Raw genomic sequence first — 11,684 nt, 5'->3', positions numbered from 1 at the left:
CCCCTGAAAACTCCGGACGGCGCCGCTTCGCACCTCTCCACCTCGCGACCACGGGAGCCCCCTCTTGGCCATGCCGCCCAAATCTCCGACGACCAAGCACCTCTTCGTCACCGGGGGCGTCGCCTCCTCGCTGGGCAAGGGGCTGACCGCCTCCAGCCTGGGTGCTCTCCTCAAGGCGCGCGGCCTGCGGGTCACGATGCAGAAGCTCGACCCGTATCTGAACGTCGACCCCGGAACGATGAACCCGTTCCAGCACGGTGAGGTCTTCGTCACCAACGACGGCGCCGAGACCGACCTGGACATCGGCCACTACGAGCGCTTCCTGGACGTCGACCTCGACGGCTCCGCGAACGTCACCACCGGCCAGGTCTACAACACCGTGATCGCCAAGGAGCGGCGCGGCGAGTACCTCGGTGACACCGTGCAGGTCATCCCGCACATCACCAACGAGATCAAGCACCGCATCCGGCGGATGGCGACCGAGGACGTTGATGTCGTCATCACCGAGGTCGGCGGCACCGTCGGTGACATCGAGTCGCTGCCGTTCCTGGAGACCGTCCGCCAGGTCCGCCACGAGGTCGGCCGGGACAACGTCTTCGTCGTGCACATCTCGCTGCTCCCCTATATCGGCCCGTCCGGTGAGCTGAAGACCAAGCCGACCCAGCACTCCGTCGCCGCGCTGCGCAACATCGGTATCCAGCCCGACGCGATCGTGCTGCGCGCCGACCGCGAGGTGCCGACCGCCATCAAGCGCAAGATCTCGCTGATGTGCGATGTCGACGAGGCCGCGGTGGTCGCCGCGATCGACGCCCCGTCGATCTACGACATCCCCAAGGTCCTGCACACCGAGGGCCTGGACGCCTATGTGGTGCGCAAGCTGGACCTGCCCTTCCGGGACGTGAACTGGACCCAGTGGGAGGACCTGCTCGACCGGGTCCACAACCCCGATCACGAGGTCAAGGTCGCGCTGGTCGGCAAGTACATCGACCTCCCCGACGCCTACCTCTCGGTCACCGAGGCGCTGCGGGCCGGCGGCTTCGCGAACAAGGCCCGGGTGAAGGTGAAGTGGGTCACCTCCGACGACTGCAAGACCCCGGCCGGGGCCGCCGAGCAGCTCGCGGACTGTGACGCGGTCTGCATCCCCGGCGGCTTCGGTGACCGGGGCGTGGACGGCAAGGTCGGCGCGATCACCTATGCCCGGGAGAACAAGCTCCCGCTGCTCGGCCTGTGCCTGGGCCTCCAGTGCGTGGTCATCGAGGCGGCCCGCAACCTGGCCGGCATCCAGGGCGCGAACTCCACCGAGTTCGACCCGGCCGCGGCCGACCCGGTCATCTCCACGATGGCCGAGCAGATGGACATCGTCGCAGGTGAGGGCGATATGGGCGGCACGATGCGGCTGGGTATGTACCCCGCCAAGCTCGCCGAGGGCTCGATCGTCCGCGAGGTCTACGACGACCAGCCCTACGTCGAGGAGCGCCACCGCCACCGCTACGAGGTCAACAACGCTTACCGCGGTGAGCTGGAGAAGAAGGCCGGGCTGCTGTTCTCCGGCACCTCCCCGGACAACAAGCTCGTCGAGTACGTCGAGTACCCGCGCGAGATCCACCCCTACCTGGTGGCCACCCAGGCGCACCCGGAGCTGCGCTCCCGCCCGACCCGTCCGCACCCGCTCTTCGCCGGGCTGGTGAAGGCCGCGGTCGCGCGCAAGACGGGCGCCGCGAAGTAGCGGACACCACGCCGGATACGGTTGCCGGGGTACGGCCTCCCGCAGGTCGTGCCCCGGTTTCTGCGTTGGTACAGGCACACACAGGAGGACGCGCCATGGCGATCAAGGACACCCCGGAGGAGTGGACGGTCACCGCGACCACGACGCCGTTCACCGGAAACAAGACCAGCGTGCGCACCGATGAGGTCGTCATGCCGGACGGCACCACCGTGACCCGCGACTACCAGGTCCACCCCGGTTCCGTGGCCGTCCTCGCGCTCGACGAGGAGGGCCGGGTGCTGGTGCTGCGCCAGTACCGCCACCCCGTACGCCAGAAGCTGTGGGAGATCCCCGCCGGGCTGCTCGACATCCCCGGCGAGAACCCGCTGCACGCCGCGCAGCGCGAGCTGTACGAGGAAGCGCACGTCAAGGCCGAGGACTGGCGGGTGCTGACCGATGTCTACACCACGCCCGGCGGCTGCGACGAGGCCGTGCGGATCTTCCTCGCCCGCGATCTGTCCGAGGCCGAGGGGGAGCGTTTCGAGGTCTCCGAGGAGGAGGCCGACATGGAGCTGGCGCGGGTGCCGCAGGACGAGCTGGTCCGTGGCGCGCTCGCCGGTGAGCTGCACAACAACTGCCTCGTCGTGGGGGTGCTGGCACTCACCGCGGCCCAGGCCGGTGCGGGTCTGGACGCGCTGCGCCCGGCCGACGCGCCGTGGCCGGCCCGCCCCTTCGAGGCCTGACCGACGGGCCCGTCCCCGCCGTACGACGCGCCCGTCGGATGATCCGCCGATCCGATCGGGTGACGTAACCGCCCTGCGCTGCGCGAGACGTGACGTGCCGTGAACTACGCTCGGCAGCGTCCGCCCCAGCGGCGGATTCGTACGCGCAGGTGGACGGGAGCGTGAGCCGGTGACGGACCAGGCGGTGGGCGGGGGGCACCTCCCGCCGGAGGCGGCGAGAGCGCCTGCCACGACAGCGCCCGGACCGCGGGGGGCGCCCCGCCAGGACGGTGCCACCGCCCGCCCCACCGTTCCCGCGACCGCCGCCCCTGCCCCCGGCGGCTTCACCGGGCGGCGCCGCGAGCTCAAGGAGCTGCACGCCGATATCGCCCGTGCCGGGCTGGACACCCTCTCCGGCCGCAAGGGCGCCCGCAGCCGGGTGCTGCTGATCGCCGGGCGCCCCGGTTCCGGCCGTACGGCCCTGGCCGAGGAGCTGCTGCGGGAACTGGCCGGCGACCATCCCGACGGGGTGCTGCGGGCCACCCTGACCGGGCCGGACGGTGAACCGGCCGACACCGGCCACACCGCACGGGAGCTGCTGGCCGCGCTCGGCACCGGCGCCCCGCCCGGCGCCCCCGAGGACGAGCTGACCGAGCGGCTGCGCGAGGCACTCGCCGGGCGCCGGGCCCTGCTCTTCCTGGACGACGCACCCGGCGCCGACCAGGTCGAACCGCTGCTGCCGGACGCCCCGGACTGCCTGGTCGTGGTGGTCTCGCAGGGGCCGCTGACCGGTATTCCGGACGTCCGGCCGTGCGCCCTGGGTGGCCTGGACAGCGCGGCCGGGGTCGCCGTCCTCAGCCGGTACGCCGGGCCGACCCGGATCACCGTCGACCCGCGGACCGCCGACCGCGTGGTGGAGGAGTGCGGCGGCCAGCCGGCCGCCCTGGTGCTGGCCGGTGCCTGGCTCGCCGCCCGCCCGATGTCCTCGGTCGCCGATCTGTGCCAGGCGCTGCACGCCGTCCCGCTGCCGCCCGACCTGCCCACCGGGGCCCGGCCGCTGTTCCGCGCGTTCCGCCTCGCCCATGACGCGCTGCCGGCGCCCGCCGCCCGGATGCTGCGGCTGATCACCCTGGCGCCGGGCGGTCTGGTGGACGCGCACATCGCCTCCGCGCTGGCCGGCTGCTCGGTGGCGGTGGCCGCCACGACCCTGGGCGAATTCGCCGCGCTCGGGCTGCTGCGACCGGTCACCGCGGAGGACGACGAGGTCCCCGGCGCCCGGGCGCCCGACGCCGCCCTGTATCTCCCGTACCGCCTTCCCGGCTGCCTCGGCCCGCTGGTGCGCGATCTGCTGGCGGAGCACGAGCGCCCGGCCGAGGTCCAGCTGGCCCGCGCCCGGATGCTGGAGCGGACCGTACGGCTGCTGCAGTCCTGCCGGGCGATGGGCGAGCCGGCCGATTCCCCGGCCCGGCAGAAGACCGCGGGGCTGCCGCGCTCGCTGCGCTTCGGCTCCCGGGCCGCCGCAGCGCACTGGCTGCGCGGCCGCCGCGGCGCCCTGCTCGACGCCGCCCGGATCGCCGTCGCCGACGGTGAACTCGACACCCTGGACCGGCGGTTGATGGCCGCGCTGACCCGGACCCTGCTGGCCCACCAGGGCGCCGAGGCCGCCGCGCCGGACCTCTACGCGCTGCACGGGCTCGTCCTGCGGGTCGCCGAGCGGCGCGGACTGCCGCGGGAGCGGGCCGCCGCCCTCCTGAACCTCGGGGACCTGGACGGCCAGGCGGGCCGGACCGCACAGGCGGCCACCCGCTACCGGGGTGCGCTGGAGGCGGCCCGTTCGGTGAAGGACCCGGTGGCCACCGGCCGGGCGCTGGAGTCGCTGGGCGGCGCCTACACCGAGCTGGGCGACTGGCAGCGGGCCGCCGACTGGTACGGCCGGGCCCTGGAGCTGCGGCTCGCCCGGGGTGAGGGCGCGGACGCGGCGCGGCTGCACGGCCGGATCGGCGGCGCGCTCACCCATGCGGGCCGGTGGGGCGAGGCGCTCAAGGCGTGGCGGGCCGCCGTCGGGGCCTTCCGGAGGCTCGGCGACATGGCCGGCCAGGCGCGGGCGACCGGTGAGGTGGCCCGGGTGCAGGAGTACGCGGGGCGGCCCGAGGAAGCGCTGCGGACCTGCCTCGAAGCCCTGGAAACCGCCCGTAAGGCGGGCGACGGACGACTGGAGGCGGCCCTTCAGCTGCGGATTGCGGACACCCTCGACCGGCTCGGAGATCCGGCCGCGGCACGGCTCCATCGCGCGGCCGGAGAGCGACTCCTTGGAGATCATCCGGAGTGACCTACGAAATCGGTGGTGCTTCTCGCAAGAATTAATGCTTTGCAAGGCTAGACAAGAGGAGCTCCTTCAATAGACTGGCTGGACCGCGTTCGGCGCGGCCAGTTCCGTCATGCAAGGCATGAGGGGATAATTCCTCCTGCACCCTCTCTAGCAAGGACCGTGATCGACGTGAAGGTCGGCATCCCCCGCGAGGTCAAGAACAACGAGTTCCGCGTGGCTATCACGCCCGCCGGAGTCCACGAGCTCGTCCGCCACGGACACCAGGTCTTCATCGAGAAGGACGCCGGTCTCGGCTCGTCCATCACGAACGAGGAGTACGTCTCCGCCGGTGCGTCCATCCTGGACACCGCCGACGAGGTCTGGACCACCGCTGACCTGCTGCTGAAGGTCAAGGAGCCGATCGCGGAGGAGTACCACCGCCTCCGCAAGGACCAGACGCTCTTCACGTACCTGCACCTGGCCGCGTCCAAGGAGTGCACGGACGCCCTGCTGGAGTCCGGCACCACCGCCATCGCCTACGAGACCGTCGAGACGGCCGGCCGCCAGCTGCCGCTGCTCGCCCCGATGTCCGAGGTCGCGGGCCGTATCGCCCCGCAGGTCGGCGCCTACCACCTGATGCGCCAGGCCGGCGGCCGCGGTGTGCTGCCCGGCGGCGTCCCCGGTGTCCACGCGGGCAAGGCCGTCATCATCGGCGGTGGCGTCTCCGGCTGGAACGCGCTCCAGATCGCCGTGGGCCTCGGCTTCCACGTCACCCTGCTCGACAAGGACATCAACAAGCTCCGCGAGGCCGACAAGATCTTCGGCACCAAGGTGCAGACGATCGTCTCCAACGCCTACGAGCTGGAGAAGGCCGTCGTCGACGCCGACCTCGTCGTCGGTGCCGTCCTGATCCCCGGCGCCAAGGCGCCGAAGCTGGTCACCAACGAGCTCGTCGCCAAGATGAAGCCCGGAAGTGTTCTTGTCGACATCGCGATCGACCAGGGCGGCTGCTTCGAGGACTCCCGTCCGACCACGCACGCCGAGCCGACCTTCCCGGTCCACAACTCGGTCTTCTACTGCGTCGCCAACATGCCCGGCGCGGTGCCCAACACCTCCACCCACGCGCTCACCAACGCCACGCTGCCCTACATCGTGGAGCTGGCGAACCGCGGCTGGGTCGAGGCGCTGCGCCGTGACCCGGCGCTGGCCAAGGGCCTGAACACGCACGACGGCAAGGTCGTCTACGGCCCCGTCGCCGAGGCGCACGGCCTGGAGCACGTCGAACTGCGCACCCTCCTCGGCTGAGACGTCAACCGCGGACGTCAACGCCGCACCACCGGCCGGGCCTTGTCGACAAGGCCCGGCCGGTCGCGTGTGCGACCCGCGGCGCGCCGCCCTCCGCGCCGCCGGCACTCAACTCGCCGCGAACGTAACCCTTTAACCGATTCGCGTACCCCTGAAACATCGGTCCGATACCGCTTGCGCCCTTGACATCGGGGGGTCCGGTTACCGACACATCGTGCCGGGTCCGGTGGATTGTGTTGCTGCGGACGCCCGACACGCCATAGAGTCGCCAACCGTCGGCATGGTGCCACGCTGACCTATCGATAAAGTTTCCTGGTCACGTCCAAGGAGGTAAGACGACTTGTGAATGAGTCGACATTTACTCCCGGAGGCGGTCAACCAGGAGTGGTTGTACGGGACCAGGGTCCCTCGGGGCGCGAGGCTGTCGGCTCCGTTGCGGTCCATACCTTCGCAGCCCATCAGAGTATTTCCACGACAGCCCACCAGAGCATGGACGGCCATCACGTGAACGCCATGGCCGGCGACCGGGGCAGTGGAGAACCCGCCCGTCTCGCCGACTACGACGACCTGCCCGAGGGGCACTTCTACGATCCGGACGCGGAGTACGAGCCGGACCCCGAATACGCCGCGACGCTCGCGCCGGACGCCGCGCGCCAGCGCCGCGAACGCGTCGGCCCGACCGGACGCCCGCTCCCTTACTTCCCCATCCCGGGACCGCTGTCGGACCACGGCCCCGCCAAAATCATCGCGATGTGCAACCAGAAGGGCGGGGTCGGCAAGACCACCTCGACCATCAACCTGGGCGCCGCGCTCGCCGAATACGGACGACGGGTGCTGCTCGTCGACTTCGACCCGCAGGGCGCCCTGTCGGTCGGGCTCGGCGTCAACCCGATGGAGCTCGACCTGACGGTCTACAACCTGCTCATGGAGCGGGGCATGTCGGCCGACGAGGTGCTGCTGAAGACCGCGGTCCCCAACATGGACCTGCTGCCCAGCAATATCGATTTGTCAGCGGCAGAGGTGCAGTTGGTCAGTGAGGTCGCGCGAGAGTCGACGCTCCAGCGTGCCCTGAAGCCGCTGCTGGCCGACTACGACTACATCGTCATCGACTGCCAGCCCTCCCTCGGCCTGCTCACCGTCAACGCCCTGACGGCGGCTCACAAGGTCATCGTGCCGCTGGAGTGCGAGTTCTTCGCGCTGCGCGGTGTCGCGCTGCTCACCGAGACGATCGAGAAGGTCCAGGAGCGGCTCAACCCCGAGCTGGAGCTGGACGGCATCCTGGCGACGATGTACGACTCCCGCACCGTGCACAGCCGTGAGGTCCTGGCGCGGGTCGTCGAGGCCTTCGACGACCACGTCTACCACACCGTCATCGGCCGCACGGTCCGCTTCCCGGAGACCACCGTCGCCGGTGAGCCGATCACCACGTACGCCTCCAACTCCGTTGGTGCCGCCGCCTATCGTCAGCTCGCCAGGGAGGTGCTCGCCCGGTGTCACGCCGAGTGAGTCTGCCGGGAGCCGACGAACTGTTCCGTACCACCGGGGGAGTGGGGCTACAGCCCTCCAGCCCCCGCCGATCGGCGAACGGCTCCCCGGCCGGCGGCGAGACCCCCCGGGTACCCGCACCGGCCGGCGAGCCCGATCCGGCGGCGGACGGGCCGGAGGCGGGCACCGCGGTACGGCAGCGTCGGCCCGGGGCCGGCGGCTCGGACACCCCGGCGGCGACGGCCGGTGACGGCGGACCGGCCACCCCGCCCCGGGTGCCCGCCGTCGGCTCCCCGGCCGAGCACAGCGGCCGCGAGACGGACGGCGAGACCGCCAAGGGGCACCGGGCCAAGACGGCCAAGGGCGGCCAGGCCGGTGCCGAGCCGGCCGCCGCAACCGGGCAGACCGGGGGCCAGGGCCGCCGCCGCGGAGGTTCCCGCGGCGCCAACCGCCGCCCCAGCGGCCGGGAACGGCACGACGAGAAGATCACCGTCTATGTCTCCGCCGAGGAGCTCATGGACCTCGAACATGCGCGGCTGGTGCTGCGCGGCGAACACGGCCTCGCCGTAGACCGCGGCCGGATCGTCCGCGAGGCGGTCGCCGTCGTCCTCGCCGACCTGGAGTCCCGTGGCGACGCCAGCATCCTGGTGCGGCGGCTGCGGGGCCGCTGACGCCCGCTTCCGGTCGGTCCGTGCCCGCCGGTCGGCACCGTCGGGGCCGCCGCCGTGGTCGCCCGCGGAGGACGGCCGAGAATTCCCGCGCCGGCCGCCGCGGTGCGGAAACGTCACGCCGGGTGGGCCGGGATAGCCTGCCTCCTCGGCGGGGTCTCCCGCCCGTGACCAGCCCGTCGCCCCGGCACGGGACCGCAGCACCATGGACCGCGATGCCGACGACCAACGACGAATCCCCCGCGCCCCGCCCCCGCAGACGCCTCGGCCGCGGGGCGGGCGCGGGGCTGGTGGCGCGGGGGGAGGCGGTGGCGCCGGGCGGGCCCCAGGCGCCGGGCGGGCCCCAGGCGCCCGCGTCACCTTCGGTGCAGGAGGTGCCCGGGCAGCTGCGGGGCTCCGAGGGGCCGGAGGGGCTCGTGGCGGCCGAGGTGCCGGATGAGCCCGTGGTGCCCGAGACGCCGGAGAATTCCGGCGCGGCGGAGACGGCCGCCGCCGGGGAGGGCCCCGCGACGGCCCCCGGTACCGCGTCCGTCCGGACTGCGCCCGAGAGCGGCGAGGGTGCCGAGAAGGCCGACGACAGCGAGAACGCCGATGGCAGCGAGAACGCCGACGGCACCGAGAGCACCGAGAGCACCGAGAACCCCGGGGGCCCCGAGCCCCCCGAAGGCACCGACGGTCGCTTCACCCTCCACCTCGACAACTTCGAGGGCCCCTTTGATCTCCTCCTCCAGCTGATCTCGAAGCACAAGCTGGACGTCACCGAGGTCGCGCTGTCGAAGGTGACCGACGAGTTCATGGCGCACATCCGTGCCATGGGGCCGGACTGGGACCTGGACCAGACCACGGAGTTCCTGGTCGTGGCGGCGACGCTGCTGGATCTGAAGGCGGCCCGGCTGCTGCCCGCGGCCGAAGTGGAGGACGAGGCGGACCTCGCGCTGCTGGAAGCCCGTGATCTGCTCTTCGCCCGGTTGCTGCAGTACCGCGCCTACAAACGGATCGCGGACATCTTCAGCGGCCGGCTGGCGGACGAGGCCCGGTGCCATCCGCGTACGGTCGGCCTGGAGCCGCAGCTGGCCGAGCTGCTGCCCGAGGTCGTCATCAGCACCGGGGCGGAGGGCTTCGCCAAGCTCGCGGTGAAGGCGATGCAGCCCAAGGCGCGGCCGCAGGTCTATGTCGATCACATCCATGCGCCGCTGGTGAGCGTGCGGGAGCAGGCCGAGGTGGTGATGGCGCGGCTGCGGGGGGCGGGTGAGAGCAGCTTCCAGGAGCTGTGCGCGGACGCACCGGACACCCTCACCGTCGTGGCGCGCTTCCTGGCCCTGCTGGAGCTCTACCGGGAGCGGGTGGTCGTCCTGGACCAGGACGAGGCCCTGGGGGCGCTGACGGTCCGCTGGACGGGCGCGGAGGGGGCCGAGCCGGTGGTCACCGACGAGTTCGACCAGGAACCGGCACAGCGCGCCGCCGCGGCGGCGCGGGCAGAGCGAGCAGGAGAGGAGCGGGCATGAGCGGCGCGGCCGGTGGCGAGGCGTACGACATCACGGAGACCGGTACGGGCGGCACCCCGGGAGAGCAGCCAGGGACGCCGGCCGGGGCGCTGGGTGTCGCCGAGCTGGAGCTGAAGCCCGCGCTGGAGGCCGTCCTCATGGTCGTCGACGAGCCCGCGACCGAGGAACACCTGGCCAGGGTGTTGCAGCGGCCCCGCCGTGCGGTCGCGCTGGCGCTGCGCGAGCTGTCCGACGACTACACCCGCCAGGGGCGCGGTTTCGATCTGCGCCTGGTGGCCGGGGGCTGGCGCTTCTACTCCCGTGCCGCGTACGCGGACGCGGTGGAGAGCTTCGTTCTGGACGGGCAGCAGGCCCGGCTCACCCAGGCGGCTTTGGAGACTCTGGCCGTGGTCGCGTACCGTCAGCCGGTCAGCCGTTCCCGTGTCTCGGCCGTACGCGGCGTGAACTGTGACGGTGTGATGCGCACGCTCCTCCAGCGCGGCCTGGTGGAGGAGGCGGGGACGGAACCTGAAACAGGTGCGATCCTGTACAGGACGACGAATTACTTTCTGGAGCGGATGGGCCTGCGCGGCCTCGACGAGCTCCCTGAGCTCGCACCGTTCCTCCCGGAGGCGGACGCGGTCGAGGGCGACTCCCCGGAAGGTATCCCGTCGTTCGACGTAGACGACAGCGGCGACTCTCAGACGGATCATTGATGCGAAGCAGCGGCAGGAACAACGACAGCGGGCGGGGCAACTACCGCGGCGCGGGCAACCAGAGGGACGAGAAGCAGCAGCGCGCCGGCCGTCCCCGTCCCGAGGAGCGTCGCTACGACGTCGGCGGAACCGGTGGCCCGGGCGGCAAGGACGAGCGCGGCGGGTCCAAGGGCGGCGGCGCCAAGAGTGGCGGTCCCAAGAGCACGGGCAGCCGGGGCGCGGCGGCCCGTGGCGGCGCCAAGGGCGGGCCCCGTACCGGTGCCAAGTCCGGTCCCGGTGCCAAGGGCGGTCCCAAGGGCGGCCCGCAGCGCGGCCGTGGACAGGCGCCCGCGCGGCCCCGTGAGTACGACGCCCAGGTGGAGGAGCGCAACCGCGCCCGCCACAACAAGCCGCAGATCAAGACCCCCAAGACGTTCGGCGACCAGGACGGCGAGCGGCTCCAGAAGGTGCTGGCCAGGGCCGGGATGGGCTCGCGCCGGGCCTGCGAGGAGCTGATCGACCAGGCGCGGGTCGAGGTCAACGGCCAGATCGTCATGGAGCAGGGCGTCCGGGTCGACCCGGAGAAGGACGAGATCAAGGTCGACGGCCTGACGGTCGCCACCCAGTCGTACCTCTTCTTCGCGCTGAACAAGCCGGCCGGCGTCGTCTCCACGATGGAGGACCCCGACGGCCGCCAGTGCCTCGGCGACTACGTCACCAACCGCGAGACCCGGCTCTTCCACGTCGGCCGCCTCGACACCGAGACCGAGGGCATCATCCTGCTCACCAACCACGGTGAGCTGGCCCACCGCCTGACGCACCCGCGCTACGGCGTCAAGAAGACCTACCTGGCCGCGATCCAGGGCCCGCTCCCGCGCGACCTGGGCAAGCAGCTCAAGGACGGCATCCAGCTGGAGGACGGCTACGCCCGCGCCGACCACTTCCGGGTCGTGGAGAACACCGGCAAGAACTACCTCGTCGAGGTCACCCTCCACGAAGGCCGCAAGCACATCGTGCGCCGGATGCTCTCCGAGGCCGGCTTCCCGGTCGACAAGCTCGTCCGCACGAGCTTCGGCCCCATCGCCCTCGGCGACCAGAAGTCCGGCTGGCTCCGCCGGATGACGAACACGGAGGTCGGCATGCTCATGCGCGAGGTCGAGCTTTAGCGTTCGCTTTTGCCTTCCCACGTCTTCGGCTGTCCCGCCGTGGTCGTTGGTCGCCGTTGCGCCTGCGGCGGGCCGGGTGGTTTGTGGGTGCGGTGACGGACCTCCGGGGGCTGGGGGGGGGGGGGGGGGGGGGGGGGGGGGGGGGG

9 protein-coding genes are annotated in these 11,684 nt (G+C 72.0%); all 9 read left to right on the top strand.

Going from position 1 to position 11,684, the window contains the following annotated elements:
* The first annotated feature begins 70 nt into the window (after positions 1-70).
* The 9 genes from ACZ4XD_RS14010 (at position 71) to ACZ4XD_RS13970 (ending at position 11,538) form a co-directional block, all read left to right on the top strand.
* On the top strand, positions 71-1,726 hold the full coding sequence (locus ACZ4XD_RS14010) for a CTP synthase (RefSeq protein ID WP_042157483.1): 1,656 nt from the start codon (positions 71-73) through the stop codon (positions 1,724-1,726).
* 95 nt (positions 1,727-1,821) lie between these two features.
* A complete protein-coding gene (locus ACZ4XD_RS14005) occupies positions 1,822-2,448 on the top strand; it encodes an NUDIX domain-containing protein (RefSeq protein ID WP_042157481.1) in 627 nt (208 codons plus the stop codon).
* Positions 2,449-2,617: 169 nt separating this feature from the next.
* Positions 2,618-4,756 carry a tetratricopeptide repeat protein gene (locus ACZ4XD_RS14000; RefSeq protein WP_468041752.1) on the top strand — a complete coding sequence of 713 codons (2,139 nt, stop codon included), beginning with the start codon at positions 2,618-2,620 and terminating at the stop codon, positions 4,754-4,756.
* A 168-nt stretch (positions 4,757-4,924) separates the two neighbouring features.
* The gene (gene ald, locus ACZ4XD_RS13995) at positions 4,925-6,040 is read left to right on the top strand and encodes an alanine dehydrogenase (RefSeq protein ID WP_168483645.1); all 1,116 of its coding nucleotides are present in this window, start codon (positions 4,925-4,927) and stop codon (positions 6,038-6,040) included.
* A gap of 489 nt (positions 6,041-6,529) precedes the next feature.
* Complete coding sequence (locus tag ACZ4XD_RS13990) at positions 6,530-7,546, top strand: ParA family protein (protein ID WP_018087947.1); 1,017 nt, start codon at positions 6,530-6,532, stop codon at positions 7,544-7,546.
* On the top strand, positions 7,531-8,196 hold the full coding sequence (locus tag ACZ4XD_RS13985) for a hypothetical protein (protein WP_468041749.1): 666 nt from the start codon (positions 7,531-7,533) through the stop codon (positions 8,194-8,196). The genes ACZ4XD_RS13990 and ACZ4XD_RS13985 overlap by 16 nt, the downstream gene beginning before the upstream one ends.
* 212 nt (positions 8,197-8,408) lie before the next feature.
* On the top strand, positions 8,409-9,698 hold the full coding sequence (locus ACZ4XD_RS13980; protein ID WP_468041747.1) for a segregation and condensation protein A: 1,290 nt from the start codon (positions 8,409-8,411) through the stop codon (positions 9,696-9,698).
* On the top strand, positions 9,695-10,393 hold the full coding sequence (gene scpB / locus ACZ4XD_RS13975; protein WP_468041745.1) for an SMC-Scp complex subunit ScpB: 699 nt from the start codon (positions 9,695-9,697) through the stop codon (positions 10,391-10,393). Before ACZ4XD_RS13980 ends, scpB begins: the two co-directional genes overlap by 4 nt.
* The gene (locus ACZ4XD_RS13970) at positions 10,393-11,538 is read left to right on the top strand and encodes a pseudouridine synthase (protein WP_468041743.1); all 1,146 of its coding nucleotides are present in this window, start codon (positions 10,393-10,395) and stop codon (positions 11,536-11,538) included. The genes scpB and ACZ4XD_RS13970 overlap by 1 nt, the downstream gene beginning before the upstream one ends.
* Positions 11,539-11,684 lie beyond the last annotated feature (146 nt).

The sequence above is a fragment of the Streptomyces sp. NPDC029466 genome (assembly GCF_055574515.1).
The sequence above is the reverse complement of the archived record's forward strand: the minus strand, read 5'-3'. Positions and strand labels throughout refer to the sequence as shown.